This window comes from Kocuria sp. JC486 (assembly GCF_011602805.1).
Taxonomy (GTDB): domain Bacteria; phylum Actinomycetota; class Actinomycetes; order Actinomycetales; family Micrococcaceae; genus Kocuria; species Kocuria soli.
The window spans coordinates 42,870-61,326 of record NZ_JAAOZS010000012.1 but is presented as its reverse complement, the minus strand read 5'-3'; the positions used below and the strand labels follow the sequence as shown (position 1 = coordinate 61,326).

Annotated in this window: 15 protein-coding genes; 7 read left to right on the top strand and 8 right to left on the bottom strand. The window is 67.4% G+C overall.

Translation table 11 applies throughout. The features are described 5' to 3' along the window. Positions 1–61 precede the first annotated feature (61 nt). The 3 genes from GWK18_RS07920 to fdxA form a co-directional block, all read right to left on the bottom strand. Positions 62–1,357, bottom strand: a complete 1,296-nt coding sequence (locus GWK18_RS07920) for a citrate synthase (RefSeq protein WP_123825527.1) — start codon at positions 1,355–1,357, stop codon at positions 62–64. Between the two features lie 275 nt (positions 1,358–1,632). Further along, positions 1,633–2,787 carry a succinyldiaminopimelate transaminase gene (gene dapC, locus GWK18_RS07915; RefSeq protein WP_166834426.1) on the bottom strand — a complete coding sequence of 385 codons (1,155 nt, stop codon included), beginning with the start codon at positions 2,785–2,787 and terminating at the stop codon, positions 1,633–1,635. A 3-nt stretch (positions 2,788–2,790) separates the two neighbouring features. Next, positions 2,791–3,114 (bottom strand): ferredoxin, encoded by a 324-nt coding sequence (gene fdxA / locus GWK18_RS07910; RefSeq protein WP_123825529.1) that lies wholly within the window; start codon positions 3,112–3,114, stop codon positions 2,791–2,793. Between the two features lie 106 nt (positions 3,115–3,220). Between fdxA and GWK18_RS07905 the strand changes: the two genes are divergently transcribed. Beyond that, positions 3,221–3,523, top strand: a complete 303-nt coding sequence (locus tag GWK18_RS07905; RefSeq protein ID WP_166834424.1) for a hypothetical protein — start codon at positions 3,221–3,223, stop codon at positions 3,521–3,523. A 74-nt stretch (positions 3,524–3,597) separates the two neighbouring features. Here the strand turns inward: GWK18_RS07905 and GWK18_RS12905 are convergent, their stop codons facing one another. Beyond that, positions 3,598–5,052: a PIG-L family deacetylase gene (locus GWK18_RS12905; protein WP_348535889.1), complete on the bottom strand. Its 1,455-nt coding sequence runs from the start codon at positions 5,050–5,052 to the stop codon at positions 3,598–3,600. Continuing rightward, the gene (gene typA / locus GWK18_RS07895; protein WP_123825531.1) at positions 5,045–6,946 is read right to left on the bottom strand and encodes a translational GTPase TypA; all 1,902 of its coding nucleotides are present in this window, start codon (positions 6,944–6,946) and stop codon (positions 5,045–5,047) included. Before typA ends, GWK18_RS12905 begins: the two co-directional genes overlap by 8 nt. Before the next feature lie 283 nt (positions 6,947–7,229). On the opposite strand from typA, the gene GWK18_RS07890 reads away from it, so the two are divergent. The 6 genes from GWK18_RS07890 (at position 7,230) to GWK18_RS07865 (ending at position 14,809) form a co-directional block, all read left to right on the top strand. Continuing rightward, positions 7,230–8,807, top strand: coding sequence for a cation:proton antiporter family protein (locus tag GWK18_RS07890; RefSeq protein ID WP_233568808.1), 1,578 nt, complete (start codon positions 7,230–7,232; stop codon positions 8,805–8,807). Then, complete coding sequence (locus GWK18_RS07885) at positions 8,800–9,558, top strand: sulfite exporter TauE/SafE family protein (protein ID WP_166834422.1); 759 nt, start codon at positions 8,800–8,802, stop codon at positions 9,556–9,558. Before GWK18_RS07890 ends, GWK18_RS07885 begins: the two co-directional genes overlap by 8 nt. Positions 9,559–9,671: 113 nt before the next feature. Next, positions 9,672–10,481 carry an ABC transporter ATP-binding protein gene (locus GWK18_RS07880; RefSeq protein ID WP_166834420.1) on the top strand — a complete coding sequence of 270 codons (810 nt, stop codon included), beginning with the start codon at positions 9,672–9,674 and terminating at the stop codon, positions 10,479–10,481. Then, complete coding sequence (locus tag GWK18_RS07875; protein WP_166834418.1) at positions 10,481–12,712, top strand: ABC transporter permease; 2,232 nt, start codon at positions 10,481–10,483, stop codon at positions 12,710–12,712. The genes GWK18_RS07880 and GWK18_RS07875 overlap by 1 nt, the downstream gene beginning before the upstream one ends. Before the next feature lie 64 nt (positions 12,713–12,776). Beyond that, a complete protein-coding gene (locus GWK18_RS07870) occupies positions 12,777–14,123 on the top strand; it encodes a sensor histidine kinase (protein ID WP_166834416.1) in 1,347 nt (448 codons plus the stop codon). After that, the gene (locus GWK18_RS07865; RefSeq protein ID WP_166834414.1) at positions 14,120–14,809 is read left to right on the top strand and encodes a response regulator transcription factor; all 690 of its coding nucleotides are present in this window, start codon (positions 14,120–14,122) and stop codon (positions 14,807–14,809) included. Before GWK18_RS07870 ends, GWK18_RS07865 begins: the two co-directional genes overlap by 4 nt. Positions 14,810–14,890: 81 nt before the next feature. On the opposite strand, the gene GWK18_RS07860 is transcribed toward GWK18_RS07865, so the two are convergent. From GWK18_RS07860 to GWK18_RS07850, 3 genes are read right to left on the bottom strand one after another with little or no spacing between them, the layout of a single operon-like run. Beyond that, positions 14,891–16,552 (bottom strand): ABC transporter ATP-binding protein, encoded by a 1,662-nt coding sequence (locus GWK18_RS07860; protein ID WP_166834412.1) that lies wholly within the window; start codon positions 16,550–16,552, stop codon positions 14,891–14,893. Then, on the bottom strand, positions 16,549–17,505 hold the full coding sequence (locus GWK18_RS07855; protein WP_166834410.1) for an ABC transporter permease: 957 nt from the start codon (positions 17,503–17,505) through the stop codon (positions 16,549–16,551). Before GWK18_RS07855 ends, GWK18_RS07860 begins: the two co-directional genes overlap by 4 nt. Beyond that, the gene (locus tag GWK18_RS07850) at positions 17,498–18,424 is read right to left on the bottom strand and encodes an ABC transporter permease (RefSeq protein WP_166834409.1); all 927 of its coding nucleotides are present in this window, start codon (positions 18,422–18,424) and stop codon (positions 17,498–17,500) included. The genes GWK18_RS07855 and GWK18_RS07850 overlap by 8 nt, the downstream gene beginning before the upstream one ends. Between the last annotated feature and the right edge of the window lie 33 nt (positions 18,425–18,457).

Below are 18,457 nucleotides of genomic sequence, written 5' to 3'. Positions count from 1 at the left end.
GCCTATTCGGTCGAATAGGCGGAACAACCCCGAAGTCAGCGGGTGAGGTGGGGCCGGGGCCTCAGCGCTGGGGGTAGTGGCGTTCGCCTTCGCCCACGTAGAGCTGGCGCGGGCGGCCGATCTTGGTCTCCGGATCCTCGATCATCTCCCGCCACTGGGCGATCCAGCCCGGCAGACGACCGATCGCGAACAGGACCGTGAACATGCGCTCCGGGAAGCCCATGGCCTTGTAGATCAGGCCGGTGTAGAAGTCGACGTTCGGGTAGAGCTTGCGCTCCACGAAGTAGTCGTCCGCCAGAGCCTTTTCCTCGAGCTTCAGGGCAATGTCCAGCATCTCGTTGTTGCCACCGAGCTTGCCCAGAATGTCGTGGGCGTAACCCTTGATGATCTGGGCGCGGGGGTCGTAGCTCTTGTACACGCGGTGGCCGAAGCCCATGAGCTTGACCCCGTCCTCCTTGTTCTTGACCTTCTCCATGAACGTGTCGGGGTCCATGCCCTCGTTCTGGATCTGGCCGAGCATCTTGAGCACGGCTTCGTTGGCGCCGCCGTGCAGCGGGCCGTAGAGGGCGTTCACACCCGCGGAGACGGACGCAAAGATGTTGGCCTCGGAGGAACCGACCAGGCGCACGGTCGAAGTCGAGCAGTTCTGCTCGTGATCCGCGTGCAGCATGAGCAGGATGTCCAAGGCCTTGGCCATGTCCGGGTCCACCTCGTAATTGGCGGCCGGTACACCGAAGCACATGCGGAGGAAGTTCTCGGAGTAGTTCAGTTCGTTGTGGGGGTAGAGCATGGGCTCCCCCACGGACTTCTTGTACGCGTAAGCCGCGAGAGTGGGCACCTTGGCAAGAAGCCTGATGGTGGAGATCTCCACCTGCTGCGGGTCGTGCGGGTCCAGCGAATCCGCGTAGAACGTGGACAGCGCGGAGACCGCAGAGGACAGCACCGGCATGGGATGGGCCGAGCGCGGGAACCCGTTGAAGAACATCTTGAGGTCCTCATGCACCATCGTGTGCGTGGTGATGCGATGCTCGAAGTCCTGGTACTGCTCGGGAGTCGGCAGCTCGCCGTAGATCAGCAGGTAGGCGACCTCCACGAAGTTGGACTTCTCCGCGAGCTCCTCGATCGGGTAGCCCCGGTAGCGCAAGATGCCGTTGGCGCCGTCGATGTAGGTGATGGCCGAACGAGCGTTGGCCGTGTTCACAAAACCGGGGTCGAACACCACGTTGCCGGTGTCCTTGAGCAGCGAGCTGACGCCGTAGCCGTTGTTGCCTTCGGTGGCCTCAAGAACGGGCAGGTCGAGGGTTCCGCCCTCGTAGTTCAACTGAACGTTCTTGGCGTCATGTGCAGACTCGCTCATGAATGTCCTCCGCGGTGATAGTTCGTCGATCGTTGACCCTGTAGGTCGTGCGTGGTTCCGGCGCTCCCCATGATGTGAGTTCGGCGTCGGTGCTGAGAGAGATGGCCGACACAACGGTGTATCGGTCACACGAGTGCCTCAGGACACAGGATCGCTGTAGTCCAACTTACTCGCTTGTCCTGGGAACGTGCCAATTCTGCGCCCACGGCGGACAGCGCCGGAAACCCCGTCCCAACGTGTCCGGGGCCAGACCTGGGGCATCGTCCGAGCGGGCCTCAGGCGCCGTTCAGCCGATGGACCGCGGCGTCGATCCGCTCGTCGGAGCCGGTCAGGGACACCCGCACGTATCCCGAGCCCGCGTCACCATAGAACACGCCGGGGCCCACGACGATGCCAAGGTCGGCGAACCGCCCCACGGTGTTCCACGTGTCCTCTTGTGAACCGGTCGGTCGGCACCAGAGGTACAATCCGGCCTCCGAGTGCTCGACCGCCAGGCCGAAACTTTGCAGGGCAGGCAACAGTCGCTCCCGGCGGCCACGGTAGAGGGCCTTCTGAGCGGCAACGTGGGCGTCGTCGTTCAGCGCCGTCTGCATGGCGGCCTGGACCGGCGCGGGCACGATCATTCCTGCGTGCTTGCGGGAGTTGACCAGATCCTTCATCAGCTCCGGGTCACCCGCCAGGAAGGCTGCCCGGTAACCGGCGAGGTTGGACTGTTTGGACAGCGAGTACGCGCTCAACAGCAGGGACAGGTCTCCCCCGCTGACCTCAGGGTCCAGCACGGACGGCACGCGCGTCCCACCGCGCTCGACATCCCAGTCACCCCAGCCGAGTTCGGCGTAGCACTCGTCGGAGGCGACGACGGCGCCGAGCGCCCGGGCCTGGTCCACAAGTTTCTTGAGCGACTCGGCGGAGCGCACGATGCCCGTCGGGTTCCCGGGCGAATTGACCCAGACCAACCGCACGCGCGAACGCACGTCGTCGTCGAGTTCGTCCAGATCGTCCGCCGCCACGTGCTCGGCACCGGCGATCTGAGCGCCGATGTCATAGGTCGGATAAGCCACCGTGGGGCGAACCACCACGTCACCGGCGCGCAGGCCGAGCAGCAGCGGCAACCAGGCCACCAGTTCCTTCGACCCGACCGTGGGCATGACCTGCTCCGGGCTGAGCCCCGCCACACCGCGGCGTCGGGCATACCAGCCAACGATCGCCTCGCGCAGAGCGGCGGTGCCGTGCGTCGTCGGGTAACCGGGCGCGTCCGCCGCGGCGGCCAACGCGTCCTGAACCACCAACGGCGTGGGGTCGACAGGCGTACCGATGGAAAGGTCCACCACGCCGTCCGGGTGCTGCTGCGCGGTACGCCGGTAAGGCGCCATGGCCTCCCACGGGTATTCGGGCAGGGACAGGCCGAAGGCGCGCGGCGAATCCGTCACGTGTCAGTCCTGATTCTGCGGCGGCAGCGCAGCGATACCGGGGTGGTCCTTGCCCGTGTTGCCGAGCTTGGCGGCACCGCCGGGCGAACCGAGGTCGTCGAAGAACTCGACGTTGTACTTGTAGTACTCCGCCCATTCCTCGGGGGTGTCGTCCTCGTAGTAGATGGCTTCCACCGGGCACACGGGTTCGCAAGCGCCGCAGTCCACGCACTCATCCGGGTGGATGTACAGCGAGCGCTCACCTTCGTAGATGCAATCGACGGGGCACTCTTCCACACAAGCCTTGTCCTTGACGTCGACACAAGGCTGGGCGATCACGTACGTCATAAAGCTCGCGATCCTTTCTCACGGTTGGTTCCGGACCATCCTACGGCGTTGCCCAAGAGGCCCAAGACGGAATGTCATGTAGGAAACATCCGGCTACCGTGGCTGCGTGAACACCTCCGTACCCGCCGTCGCACTGCTTCGCTCCCTCCCCGTCGGAACGCGGGTCACGGTGCGTTGGGCACTTCCCGACGGGAACACGTCCGGGAAAAAGTTCACCGACTCCATCGGCACGATCGTGGGTCCGGTCTCGTCTCCGAGCCTTCTCTCCGACAACGACGGCGGCCATGACCCCGGTCAAGGGGACCCTCTGGTCCTGGACACCCGGCAGGGTGAGGTCAGGATCCCGTGGGAGGCCGTCCGTCTGGCCAAGCGTGTTCCTCCCCCGCCGCCTCGACGCCCCCGCGACTGAGCCGACTTCGCTGCCGAGTGCGCAGTTTGATCGCTCCTGAACGGTTCAGGGGCGATCAAACTGCGCAGTCGGCATCAGGGGCGATCGAACTGCGGTTTCGGCGCGGCGGGCACGTGTTCGCGACGGCGCCTGCGCCACCAACGGCCCACCACAAGCACGGACACGAAGGTGGACAGCAGGATCCCGACGAACCAGGCCCAGCCGACCAAGCCGACCGCCGAATCCGTGGTCATCACGATCAGCGGGGAGTCCGAGCGCCCGAAAGCCAGGACGAAGGCGACCACGTAGGCAACCATCCCGGGCACCGCGGCGGCCCAGATGCGGCGCGTGGTGGTTCCCGCCCACACGGACATGCTGGTCAGCAACGCCAGTGCCAACACCACACCCCACGGAATGGTCAGGCCCTGCACGGGACGCCAGATGTTCCCGTGCACCCCCGTGCCCAGGATCCCCGCCAGCAGGCCACCCACAACCGCAACGGTGAGGGTCACCGGCAGGGAGGCCTGTTCCAGTGGATGGCGACCCGCGCGGGAGGCCCGGGCGGAACCGGGAAGTCCGGCAGAACCGGCTGCTCCATCCGACGAGGAAGGCACCACGTCCGGGTCTCCGCGCAGCAGCCGGAACGTCTCCACGCCGCTGATCTTCTGCGGCACCCCGTTGGAGAACCGGAAGGTCAGATCGGCGGGATCCGCGGGCAGGGTCACCTGCGTCTCGTGGGCTTCCAGCGCGGCGCGCTTGGCGGCCAGGCCCGCGGGTCCGGCTTCGACCACTGCCTGGACCCGGTTGTCCTCGGACGAGAACTCGCCCTCGATCGCCCAGGTCAGCGGCACGTTCCAGCCGTCCCCACCGGCCCCGGCGGTGCGAGCCAGCTCCACGGCCCGCAGGGTCACCTGCGCGGTGCGGATATGGTCCAGGTGGCCGTAGCCGCCGTCGTCGTCGTAAGTCACCACGGCCGCGGGCCGGAGGGAGCGGATGGCCGCGGCGACGTGCGCCGCAGCCTCCTCCACCGGCACTGCCGTGAGCGCGGCCGACGACACGTCCGCGGCCGCCCGGGCACGGCCGTCGGGCCCCCAGGACATGCCGGAATCCAGATACCGGTCCCGCCCGTTGCTCAACCCGACGGACGGGTCGATGGCCGGGGCCCGCCCCGCGAACACCTGGTTGCGCACACCCAACGCAGCACAGGCCGCGGCCAGTTCGTGGATGCGGTACTCCCCCAACGCGGTGCCGTCGTCGTTGTTGGCCGGCTGCCCCACCTCCAGGTGCCGCAGCAGCTCCGGGATGACCTCCCCCCGTTCGCCACGGGTCATGGTCAGCAGGTGAACCTCGGCCCCACCGCGCGCCAGCTGTGCGATCGAGGCACCCGTGACCACCGTTTCGTCGTCGGGGTGGGCGTGGACGTAGAGCACCCGCGCACCGTGGATTCCCTGTCCCTCGGGCAGCAGGGAACGCCGCGCATGCGGCAACACCGCCGTACCCTGCTGTGGGTACGACGGCGTTGCGTCGGCCGAGGGGGAAAGCTCAGGCACGTGCCCGCTGGCGAGCAGCCTTGACGCGCTCGTTGCCGTCCAGGATCACCTTGCGGATGCGGATCGCCTCCGGGGTGACCTCCACGCACTCGTCCTCACGGGCGAATTCCAAGGATTCCTCGAGGGTGAGGATCTTGGGCGGGGTCAGGTTCTCGAAGTTGTCCGCCGTGGAGGAGCGCATGTTGGTGAGCTTCTTCTCCTTGGTGATGTTGACGTCCATGTCATCGGCACGGGCGTTCTCACCCACGATCATGCCTTCGTAGACCTCCTGCGTGGGCTTCACGAAGATCGTGCCGCGTTCCTGCAGGTTGATCATGGCGAACGGCGTGGCCACGCCGGCGCGGTCGGCGACCAGCGAACCGTTGGTGCGGTACTCGATCTCCCCGGCCCACGGCTCGTAGCCGTCCGAGTAGGAGGAGGCGATGCCGGCGCCGCGGGTCTCCGTGAGGAAACGGGTGCGGAAACCGATCAGACCGCGGGAGGGCACCTGGAACTCCATGCGAACCCAGCCGGTGCCGTGGTTGGTCATGGACTCCATGCGGCCCTTGCGAGCGGCCATGAGCTGGGTGATCGCGCCCAGGAACTCCTCCGGGGTGTCGATGGTCATACGCTCCACGGGCTCGTGCAGCTTGCCGTCGACCTCCTTGGTCACGACCTGCGGCTTGCCAGCGGTGATCTCGAAACCTTCACGGCGCATCTGCTCCACCAGAATCGCCAGGGCCAGCTCACCGCGCCCCTGCACCTCCCAAGCATCCGGACGCTGAGTCGGCAGGACCCGCAGGGACACGTTGCCCACCAGCTCCTTGTCCAGACGGTCCTTGACCTGCCGCGCGGTGACCTTGGCGCCCTTGACGCGACCGGCCAGCGGGGAGGTGTTGATGCCGATGGTCATGGAGATCGCGGGATCGTCCACGTGGATCAGGGGCAACGGGGCCGGGTTCTCCGGGTCCGTGAGCGTCTCACCGATGGTGATGTCCTCGATGCCGGCGACGGCGACGATCTCGCCCGGCCCGGCCGATTCGGCGGGTTCGCGCTCCAGGCCCTTGGTGGCCAGCAGCTCGGAGATGCGGACGTTCTTCATCTCACCGTTGGAACGTGCCCACGCAACGGTCTGCCCCTTCTTGAGGGTGCCGTTAAAGATGCGCAGCAGGGCCAGGCGGCCCAGGAACGGGGAGGCGTCCAGGTTGGTCACGTGTGCCTGGAGCACGCCTTCGTCGTCGTAGGAGGGAGCGGGGATGTGCTCGATGATCGTCTTGAACAGCGGCTCCAGGTCCTCGTTGTCCGGCAGGTTGCCGTCCCCGGGGTTCTCCGTGGAGGCGCGGCCCGCCTTGCCGGAGGCGTAGACCACGGGGACGTCCAGAACGGCGTCCAGGTCCATCTCTGGGTAGTCCTCGGCGATGTCGGAGGCAAGGCCGAGCAGCAGGTCCATCGACTCGCCCACGACCTCCTCGGAACGGGCGTCCGGGCGGTCGATCTTGTTGACCACCAGGATCACGGGGAGCTTGGCCTCGAGGGCCTTGCGCAGCACGAAACGGGTCTGCGGCAGCGGTCCCTCGGAGGCATCCACCAGCAGCACGACGCCGTCGACCATCGACAGACCGCGTTCGACCTCACCACCGAAGTCGGCGTGGCCGGGGGTGTCGATCACGTTGATGGTGATGTTCTCACCGTTGGCCGAGGGGCCGTTGTAGAACACCGTGGTGTTCTTGGCCAGGATGGTGATGCCCTTTTCCTTCTCCAGGTCACCCGAGTCCATCACGCGTTCCTCGACCTCACCGTGCGCGGAGAACGCGTTGGTCTGCTGCAACATCGCGTCCACGATGGTGGTCTTGCCGTGGTCCACGTGGGCCACGATGGCGACGTTGCGGAGGTCGGTTCGCTGGGCAGTGCTCATGCGTGTGAAGTCTCTCTTCGATGGGGTGGGTGCCTGTCGTGCGGCACCGGGATTCGCAGCGCCCGGCGGGGTTCGACTGCGAGGAGCGTGGACCACCACTGATCGGGCGATCACATCCGCCGTCGGAATCACAGCGGTCCGCCGGAGAGTCTACCCTTTGGGGCACAACGGGGCGGTGTGATCACCGCTACCCTGATTCCAGATGTTCTCGGGGCGGGTGAACCGCCCTTTGTGCACGTCGGAGACGTGGAGCGTCAAGGGGGTCAGCAAGCACGTGGGAGCCGTGGCGGTCTATCTGACGGTGATCTTCCTTGCCGGGCTCGTGGCTGTCCTGGTCAGACTCCCCCCGCTCATCGGATTCCTGGCCGCCGGCTTCATCCTCAACGGCCTGGACGTCGAGCCGCTGCCCGGGCTGCACACCGCCGCCGATCTGGGCGTGACACTGCTCCTGTTCGGCATCGGCCTCAAGCTCGACGTCCGGTCCTTGCTCTCCCGTGAGGTCTGGCAGACCGCCGGGGTGCACGGGATCCTGAGCATTTCGATCGGCATGCTGGGCATGTGGGTGCTCGGGTTGTTCGGCGCGCCACTGCTGGTTGGTCAGGACGTGGGGACCCTGGCGTTGATCGGCTTCGCGCTGTCGTTCTCCTCGACCGTCCTGGTGGTCAAGATCCTGGACGAACACGCCGAGGCGCAGTCCTACTACGGGCGGATCGCGATCGGCATCCTGATCCTTCAGGACGTCGCCGCCGTCGTGTTCATCACGGCTTCCTCCGGTCACTGGCCCTCTCCGTGGGCCGTCCTGTTGGTGTTCCTACCCGCCTTGATCTGGGTTCTGCGCAAGGTCTGGGACGTGCTGCCCCACGGCGAGATGCAAGCGGTGTTCGGGGTCGCCATGGCCCTGGTGCCCGGGTACGCGCTCTTCGGGGCTCTGGGCCTCAAGGGCGACCTGGGTGCGTTGATCGTGGGCGTCCTGATGGCCGGACACCCCGCCGCGGGCGAACTCTCCCGGCTGCTCATGGGTCTCAAGGAACTCCTGCTGGTGGCGTTCTTCGTCTCGATCGGCATCGCGGGTGTGGTCACGGGTGAAGCACTGTTGGTGGGCACGCTGTTGATGCTCCTGCTCCCGGCCCAGTCCGTCGGTTACATCTGGTTGCTGCACATGAACCGCCTGCGGCGCCGCACATCGGTGTTCGCGGGGCTCGCCCTGAGCAACTACTCGGAGTTTGCGCTGATCGTCACGGCCGTCGGCGTGGAGGCCGGCATGCTGCCCGAAACCTGGCTCATCGCGATCACCGTGGCGGTGGCCCTGAGCATGGTGGTCGCGCCCCTGGTGGGCCGCCGTCGGGACACCGTCCTGGCCATCGCACGTCGGGTGCTGCCCCGGTGGCCGGAGGACAAGGTCCACGTCCACGAACGCCCCATCGACCTCGACGGCGCCACCGCCGTGGTGCTGGGCATGGGCCGCATCGGTCGCAGTGCCTACGAGGAACTACGCGACCAGTTCGGCTACGGAGTGGTGGGCGTCGAAAGCAGTGCCGAACGCGTGGAATCCCTTTCCGCCAACGGCTATCTGGTCGAAGAAGCGGATGCCACGGACCCGGATTTCTGGGACCGCCTCAAGATGAGCGAGCACGTGAACATCGCGGTGCTGGCCATGCCGTTCCACGGCACCAACCTGGAAGCACTCCGCCGCCTGCACCAAAGCGGGTTCGACGGCGTGGTGGCCGCCGTGGCCCAGTACGACGACCAGGTGCGCGAGATCCGCGAACAGGGGGCCGACGTCGTGATCCAGCTGTACGACGGCGTGGGGCTGGCCTTGGCCGAATCCGCCGTGGACATGGCCCGGCCGCGGCATGACTGATCTCAGTCTCACGCCCGCTCTGTGGGCGAGCCTGGCGATCGTCGTCGGGTCCACCCTCCAACGGCTCTCCGGCACCGGCGTTGGCCTGGTGGTGACGCCGGTCCTCTCGCTGATCCTGGGGCCGGTCGCGGGTGTGCTCATGACCAACGCGACCACCACGGTCTCGGGCTTCACCATCATGCTCTCCGTTCGGGACCGGGTGCAGTGGCGCAAGGCCGCGGTCGTCGTCGCCACGGCGTTGCCTGGAGCGGTCCTGGGAGCCCTGCTGGTCCTGGTGTTGCCCACCGCCTGGCTGCAGATCGGCATCGGGCTGCTGGTGCTGATCGCCCTGGCCCTCACGATCACCACCCCGCGCCTGCCGCACCTGGATTCCAAGGTCGCGCTACCGGTCACGGGTCTGATCGGAGGGGTGCTCAACACGACGGCGGGTGTGGCCGCTCCGGCGATGGTGATCGCCGCGCGCCTGACCCGGTGGGATCAACGGACGTTCGCGGCCACGTTGCAGCCCATCTTCATGTCCATGGGCCTGTTCTCCGTGCTCACCAAGTCGGTGCTCGGGGCCACGGGGCAACCCCATCTCCCACCATGGTGGCTGGTGCCCGTGGTCATCGGGCTGGTCCTGGGCGGGGTCGGCCTCGGAACGCTGCTCGAAAGCAGGGTCAATCCCCTCCAGGCGCGGACCCTGGCCCTGGTGATCGCCGGCCTCGGCGGCCTCGCTGCCCTGGTCAAAGGACTGTCCGCCGTGATGTGATCCACGGGACGGCAACAAATCCGGACGTCATACCCCGGGATGATCCCGTCATCATCACAGATGGACCCGCGGGGCGATGTGCCGGCCTCACCCCGCCGTGGACCATGGATGCCATGTCAAGCACCCCGCTGAGTTCCAGCACCACATCTGCCACCTCCACTTCCCATAACCCGACGCAGGATTCGGCACAGACCCCGTGGGCCTCTGGGGCCGAGAGCGAGGCCGCTCCCGCCGTCCTGGCCGAGCACGTGTCCCGGACCTACGGCGACGGTGAACTCAAGGTCACAGCGCTCAATGACGTCTCTCTGCGCATCGAACGCGGCACCTTCACCGCCGTCGTCGGACCCTCCGGTTCCGGCAAGTCCACCCTGGTCCACTGCCTGGCGGGCCTGGACTCCCCCGACGACCGGCCGGAGACCAGCATCCGCGTGGGCGGGCGGGACATCACGCGCATGAACGACAAGAAACTCACCGAGTTCCGCCGCGAGCACGTGGGCTTCGTCTTCCAGGCCTTCAACCTGGTCCCGGTCCTCACCGCCCGGCAGAACATCGAGCTGCCGCTCACCCTGGCGGGCAAGAAGCTGCAGGCCCGGCGCCTGGAGCGCGTGGCCGAGGCTCTGGGCATCTCCGAACGACTGGACCACCGGCCCGATGAGCTCTCGGGCGGTCAGCAGCAGCGGGTGGCGATCGCCCGTGCGCTCATCACGGAACCGGACGTCATCATCGCCGACGAGCCGACCGGTGCCCTGGACACGGAGACCACGGCCCAGGTGCTCGGGCTGCTCGCGCGGACGGTCCACGAAGAGGGCAACACCGTGGTGGTCGTGACCCACGACGCCCGGGTGGCCGACTACACGGACCGCACGATCATGGTTCAGGACGGCCGGATCGTCTCCGACGAACGCCGAGGGGGTGCGCTCTGATGCGTCGCATCGTGTTGTCCCGCCTGCGCCTGCAATGGGCGCGCTACGTGCTGATTGCCCTGTGCGTGGCCGTCTCCGCGGCCTTCGCCTCGGCCGCGTTCATTCTCAATTCGACGTTGAACGCCTCCATGGTCGGGACCCTCACCGCCATGACCAAGAACTCAGACCTGGTGGTCTCCGTGGCCATGCCCGAGGGTGGCGGCAGCATGGAAGCTTCGGAGGGTCTCACCGTCGAGGACGTCAACGCCTTGACCGAAATCGACGGCGTGCAGACCGCGTGGTCGCAGACCATGGTCGCCGCGCAGATCGAGGGCAAGAACCCGGCCGATGCCCCGATGTACGCCGCCCCAGCCCCCACCGATGGCGCGATCTTCCCGTGGGAGTTCACGGAGGGTCGGATGGCGCAGGATTCCGGTGAGGTCGTGGTGACCGCGGACCTGGCCGAACGGGGCGGGCTCTCGATCGACCGGACGGTTCCTGTGACCGCCGCGATGCAGGGACCCGGTGCACCGTTGACCGGTACGGACCGGGCCACGCCGACCGCGACGGAGCTGCGCGTGGTGGGCATCGTGGACGCACCGGAGATGGAGGCGTCGATCAACACCTGGGTCACCGAGGATCAACTCGCGGACATGGTCCCGGGCGGCGTCGACAGTCTGCCCACCTCCTTCGACACCCAGCTGCTGCTGTCCCCCGGTGCGGACCTTGAGCATGTCCGGGACCAGGTGACCACCCAGTTGGAGGACACGGGCGTGGACGTCGACGTCCAGACCCCGCAGGAACTCTCCGACCAGCAGTTGGAGGCCATGTCCGGGGACAGCAACATCATGCTGGCCTTCCTGATGGCCTTCGCGCTGCTGGCTGCGATCGTCGCCTTCCTGGTGATCACCACGACCTTCGGCGTGCTCACCGCCCAGCGTGCTCGGGAGCTGGCGCTCCTCCGGTGCATGGGTGCCACGGGTGCACAGTTGCGGCGCGGCGTGGTCATGGAAGCCGTCGCGATCGGGGTGATCAGCTCGGTTCTGGGTGTGGCCGCCGTGACCGGCCTGGCGTTCGCTCTCTCACCACTGCTGCCCAACTGGGTGGTCGTCGCGGTCAGCCCGCGCGACCTCGCGATCGGCATCGCCCTGGGCGTCGTCATCACCTTGCTCGCCTCCCTGGGCCCCGCACGGCGTGCCATGCAGGCCTCCCCGTTGGACGGCATGCGCGGTTCCAGGAGCGACAACCGCCTGCCCGTGGTCCGCACCGCCCTCGGGGTGGTTCTGCTGCTGGCGGGGGCCTCGGTCCTGGTCTGGGCGGCCATGGTCCACAACCAGCCGCTCGCAGGGATCGGGGCCGGCGCGGCAGCGGGCCTGGGTCTCATCCTGACCTCGCGCTTGTGGATGCCGACCGTGGTCACGGTCCTGGGGCGGCTGCTCCCGGGCGGCACGCCGTCGGCACTGGCCTCCGCCAACGCCTCCCGTCACCCGGCACGCACGACGACGACGGCCACGGCGCTGCTCATCGGCATCACGCTGGTGGCCACCGTGTTGACCGGTCACGCCGTCGCCCAGAAGTCGGTGCTCGAACACCTCGAGCAGACGCGCCCGGTGGATGTCACCATCTCCAGGAACCTGGACGCCGCCGCCGTCGAGAAGATCTCCGCCCTGGACGACGTCGAAGGCGTCACCCAGGGCGCCGGTGAGACCACCGTGGATCTCGCCCGAGGCATCGGTTCGCGTCCCACGCAGACCGCGCTGGGAGACATCGCGGAGATCACGGACACGAATGCCTTCGAGATCGGCGCGGCCGCGTTCGAGAAGGCCTCCTACGTGGACATCCTCAACATCATGTTGGCGGTGGCCCTGGGGCTGCTGGGCGCGGCCGTCCTGGTCTCGGTCCTGGGCATCGCGTCGACCATGTCCCTGTCCGTCCTGGAGCGGACCCGCGAGAACTCCCTGCTGCGGGCTCTCGGGCTCTCCCGCCGGCAGCTCGGCGCCACCATCCGGCGCGAGGCCATCGTGATCGCCGCCGCTGCCTGTGCCGTGGGTATCGTGGCAGGTTGGTTGTTGGGTACGGCGGTGATCTCGGCCATGGTCACCGAAACCATCCCGGTGCTGCTCACGGCACCCTGGTGGGGACTCGTGGCCGTCGTCCTCGGTGCCTGGCTGACGGCCCTGATCGCGGCTGCCTTGCCCGCCCGGCGGGCCACGAAGGTCTCACCCGTGGCCGGGTTGGCCGCGATCGAATGAGACACGTCCGTGGGTCTGCGCGGCGGCCACCGGCCGTCGCGCAGACCCGGGTTCCGGAGGCGAGATGAGACCGCACCTGGCGATCGCTCGGTGGACCGAGCAGCACGAGGTGGCCACGAACGCCGTCGTGGTCTCCGTCCTCATGTTCTTCACGGTGTTGGGCAGCGTGTCCGGCGGCTGGGGCCAATTCATCGGGGCCGCGTTGGTCGGGGTTCCCGTCTACCTGCGGATCGGTCGACCGGTCACGGCCGCACTCCTGGTGGCCCTGGCCACCGTGATCTCCACGGTGGCCCTGGGTGTGTGGCCCGTTGCCACGGGGTTCTGGGCCGTCCCCATGGTCATCCACCGGGTGGCCGCGCGGTCCCAGCGGTCCCACCGGTTGGGGGTCCTGGGGCTCGCGCTGGTCGTGGCCCTAGTGGTCTCCCTGGTCAGCCCGCTGTGGTCCGAACCCATGATCGCGCCCGGGTCCATCGCCTTCGGCGGCACCGACTGGTGGATGGCCGTGCTGGTGATGACTCCCTTCGTGTGGTTGGTGGTCATCACCTCCTACCTGTTGGGCGACGTCAAGCGCGTGCGCTGGGAGCGCGAGCAGGCGGAGGCCCAACGAGCGCAGGCCCTGGCGGACCGCGCTGAGGCCCTGGCCGCGTGGGCGCACCGGCTGGAGATCGAACGCGACCAGGAGGTCCGCCTGGCCGCCCAGGACGAACGCACCCGGATCGCCCGTGAGATGCACGACGTGGTCGCCCACTCGCTGTCCGTGGTCATCACCCAGGCCGACGGCGCCCGCTACGCCTCGGCCGCGGACCCGACCGCCGCCGTCGAAACCCTGGAACGGATCTCCACGACGGCGCGCGGTTCCCTCACGGAGATGCGGCGCCTGTTGGGGGTCCTCCGCACGGACGACGCCCAGCAGGTCACCCCCGTGCCGGGCACCGCGGACGTCCCCGATCTGGTCCAGGGCGTGCGGCAGTCCGGGCTCCCGGTTGACCTGACACTCCCCGAGGATCCGGAGGCCCTGTCCCGCCTGCCGGCCGGTGCGTCCCTGGCGCTGTACCGGTTGGTGCAGGAGGGTCTGACCAACGTGCTCAAGCACTGCCCCAAGGCCACCGGCGCGAGCGTGGTGCTGCGTTCGGGCCACGGTTGGGCCGAGGCACAGGTGGTCAACGACGGGCTGCTTGCCGCTCAGGCCTCACAGGCCGCTCAGGACTCCAGGTCGGCCAATCGTCACGGGCCGTCGGACGATGCGACGCACCGGCCGATCCCGTCCTCCGGACAGGGACTCCGCGGCCTGGCGGAACGGCTGGGGGTCTACGGCGGGCAGTTGGAGGCCACGCCGTCCCGCGACAATGCTGACCAGTGGGTGATCCGGGGATGGGTCACCACGGACGACCAACGACAGGACCTCCCATGAGCCCCGATCCCGAATCCCACACGGTGCCCATCCGCGTGCTGATCGTGGATGACCAACCCCTCGTCCGCAGCGGCTTCTCCATGCTGATCAACTCCCAGGCCGACCTCGGCGTCGTCGGTGACGTCGGTGACGGCGCCCAAGCGGTGGCCCTGGTCGACTCTCTGGCCGGGCGCGCGGAGGGCCCCGACGTCGTCCTCATGGACATCCGTATGCCGGTCATGGACGGGCTGGAGGCCACGCGTCGGATCCTGTCCGCGCACCCAGGGGTCACCGTGGTCCTGTTGACCACCTTCGACCTGGACGAATACGCCCTGGACGGGATCCGGGCGGGGGCCAGCGGCTTCCTGCTCAAGGACGCCATGCCGGAGGACCTGTTGGCCGCGATCCGCACGTGCCACCGCGGGGACGCCGTGATCGCCCCGTCCACCACGCATCGGCTCATGCAGCGCTTCATCGACCCACCCAAGCCGCAGGCTCCGGCGGATCCGCGCCTGGACGAGCTGACCCCGCGGGAACGCGAGGTGTTCGAGCTGGTGGGCCACGGGCTGTCCAACGCGGAGATCATGCAGCGCTTGGTGCTTTCGGAGGCCACGGTCAAAACCCACGTGTCCCGCATTCTGGCCAAGCTCCAGGCCCGCGACCGGGTGCAGTTGGTGGTCATCGCCCACGAATCCGGCATCCTCTGACCGACGAGACCTCCGTTACGGCCCAAAATCCCGGGTGGAATGGGCCGTAACGGAGGTCTCGGCGAGTCTCAGGCGGAGCGGTCAGGCCGTTTCCAGGAGGTCCTTGCCCGGGATCGCGTCCAGCAGGTGCTTGGTGTAGTCCTGCTGCGGGTTCTCGAAGACATCCTCCACGGAACCCACCTCCACCAGGCGCCCGGATTCCATGACGCAGACGTCGTGGGCGATCTCGCGCACCACGGCCAGGTCGTGCGTGATGAACAGGTAGGTCAGGCCCAGATCCTCCTGCAACTGACCCAGCAGCTTGAGCACCTGGTCCTGGACCAGCACGTCCAGGGCGGAGACCGCCTCGTCACAGACCACGATCTCCGGGTCCAGGGCGAGCGCGCGGGCGATGGCCACGCGCTGCCGCTGCCCACCCGAGAGTTCGCTCGGATACCGGTCCCCCAGTTGGCGCGGCAAGGCCACACGGTCCAGGAGGTCATGGACCTTCTGGCGCCGGGACGCGACGTCACCAACCTTGTGGACCCGCAGCGGTTCCTCGATCGTGCGGAACACGCTGCGCATGGGGTCCAGGGACCCGTACGGGTTCTGGAAGATCGGCTGGACACGACGACGGAAGTCGAACCACTCCTTGCCGGACTGGGTGGAGATGTCCCGGCCGTTGACCTCGATGGTCCCGGAGGTGATGTCCTCCAGGCCCAGCAGCATTTTGGCGACGGTGGACTTGCCGGAGCCGGACTCGCCCACGATCGCCGTCGTGTGGCCCTTGCGGATCCCGAAACTCACCTGGTCCACGGCGCGGAACTGCGTGGAACGGCCCCAGGAGCCGCGGATCTTGTACTCCTTGACCAGGTCCTTGATGCTGACGATCTCGTCCGCGGCCGCGCCCTCGTCCTCCGCCCCGATGTCCTCTGGGGTCAGCGACGGCACCGCGCGCACCAGTTCCTGCGTGTACGGGTGCTGCGGATTCTGCAACAGCGCCTGCGCCGGCCCGGACTCGACCACGCGTCCCTTCTGCATCACGACGACGCGGTCGGCGCGTTCCGCGGCCAGCCCCAGGTCGTGGGTGATCAGCAGGACCGACGTGCCCTTCTCGTCCGTGAGCCGGTCCAGGTGGTTGAGGATCTGCTTCTGGACGGTGACGTCCAGGGCCGAGGTGGGTTCGTCAGCGATGAGCAGTTTGGGGTCGCAGGCCAGACCGATCGCGATCAGCGCGCGCTGCCGCATGCCGCCCGAGAACTCGTGCGGGTACTGGTTCATGCGCTGTTCGGCGTCCGAGAGTCCAGCGTCCTTGAGCGCCTGCGCCACATCCGCGTCGGTCGAGGGCAGGCCGTTGGCCTTGAGGGTCTCGCGGACCTGGAAACCGATCTTCCAGACGGGGTTGAGGTTGGACATGGGGTCCTGGGGAACCATGCCGATCTCCCGCCCGCGCAGGGCTTCCAGGCGCTTGCGCGACGGGTGGGTGATGTCCTCGCCGTCGAAGAAGATCTGACCTTCGGACACCCTGCCGTTGGACGGGAGCAGCCCCATCGCGGCCAGTGCCGAGGTGGACTTTCCGGAACCGGACTCCCCCACGATCGCCACGGTCTCGCCGGGCATCACGGTGATGGTGGTGTCCTTGACGGCTTCCACGTCGCCCGTGGTGGTCTTGAACGTGATGCCGACGTTGCGCAGTTCCAGCAGGGGTGTGCGCTCGGCCGCTCCGGCGGTCTCCGGGGTTTCAACTCGCGTGGAGGTGCTCATTGGGTACGTCCCTTCGGGTCCAGGGCATCGCGCAGTGCGTCACCGAGCATCATGAAGCTCAGCACCGTGACGGAGAGCATGAGTGAGGGCCACAGCAGCGCCTCCGGGTTGGTGCGCAGCTGGGGTTGGGCCGCGGAGATGTCGTGTCCCCAGGACAGCATCGACGGCGGAAGCCCGATGCCCAGGAAGGACAGCGTGGCTTCGGCGACGATGAAGATGCCCAGGGAGATCGTGGCGATCACGATGATCGGCCCGGCGGCGTTCGGCAGGACGTGCTTGAAGAGGATGGACAACTTGCCCATGCCGAGCGATCGAGCCGCCGTGATGAACTCCGCGTGCCGGACTTCGAGCACGGCACTTCGGGTGATGCGGGCCATCTGGGGCCATCCGAAGACGGTCAGCACGATGGCCAACGTGACGATCCCGGCGTTCTGCCGCATGACCGGAACGGACATGAGGACGATCGCACCCAGGATCAGCGGGATCGCGAAGAAGATGTCCATGACGCGGGAGATGATCGCGTCCACCCAGCCGCCGAAGAAGCCGGCCAGGCCGCCCACGATCACGCCCAGGACAAGGACACCCATGGTGGCGCCGAACCCGACCAGCACCGAGGCTCGGGCCCCGTGGACCACGCGGGCGTAGATGTCGCAGCCCTGGTTGGTGAAGCCCAACGGGTGGCCGTCCGTGGGTGACCCGTTGGCGTTGGAGAGCATGCAGTTGCTGTTCGGGGACGCGGAGGTGAAAACCCCCGGGAACGCGACGACGAACAGCACAAAGAGCATGAGCAAGGCTGAAATGATGAAGATCGGGTTCTTGCGCAGAGACTTCCAGGCGTCGCGCCACAAGTTGCTGGGCTTGGCGTCAACCTGGTTCTCGATCCCGGCGCGGCCCTGATCTTCCAGGACCGGGGCCACGAAGTGTTCGGTGACGGTTTTCTGTGGCTCAGGCATAACGGATCCTCGGGTCGAGCACGGCGTAGAGCAGGTCCACCAGCAGGTTGGCCAGCACGAACACGATCACGATCAACGTGACCAGGGAGACGACCATGGCGCCGTCACCCAGGTTGATCGCGCGGTAGAGCTGATTGCCGATGCCGTTGATGTTGAAGATGCGTTCGGTCACGATCGCCCCGCCCATCAGCGCGCCCAGGTCGGCACCCAGGAAGGTCACCACCGGGATCATCGAGTTGCGCAGCACGTGAACGTTGATCACCCGTCGTCGGGAAAGTCCCTTGGCCGTGGCCGTCCGCACATGGTCGGCGTCGCGGGTCTCCGCGACCGAGTTGCGGGTCAGGCGCAGAACATAAGCCAGCGAGATGCCGCCGAGCACCATGCCCGGCAGCAACAAGTCGGTCAGCGGAGCACCGCTGCCCACTGTGGGAGTGGTCCACCCAAGCTTGATGCCGAACACGAACTGGGAGACGAAGCCCAGGACGAACACCGGGATGGAGATCAGGATCAGGGAGAAGAACAGCAGCCCGGAGTCGTACCAGGTGCCCTTGCGCAGTCCCGCGATGAGCCCGAGCAGGACGCCGAAGATCGCTTCGAAGATCACCGCGATGATCGCGAGCTTGACGGTGTTGGGGAACGTGTCCGCGATGACCGAGAGAATCGGACGTCCGGAGAAGTTCTTGCCCAGGTCCAGGGTGAAAACGCCCTTGAGGTAGAGCAGGAACTGGACGATGAACGGCTGGTCCAGGTTGTACTGGGCCTCGAGCGCCGCCTTGGTGGCGTCCGTGCAGCCACGATCACCGCACAGCGCGGCGGTGGGATCGCCGGAGGTGGCGAACATCAGGAAGTAGACGATGAAGATGGCCCCGAAGAACACGGGGATCATCTGCAAAATGCGTCGGATGAGATACCAGGCCATGTCAGGCGGCACCCCCTGACGCGTTCGGGCGCG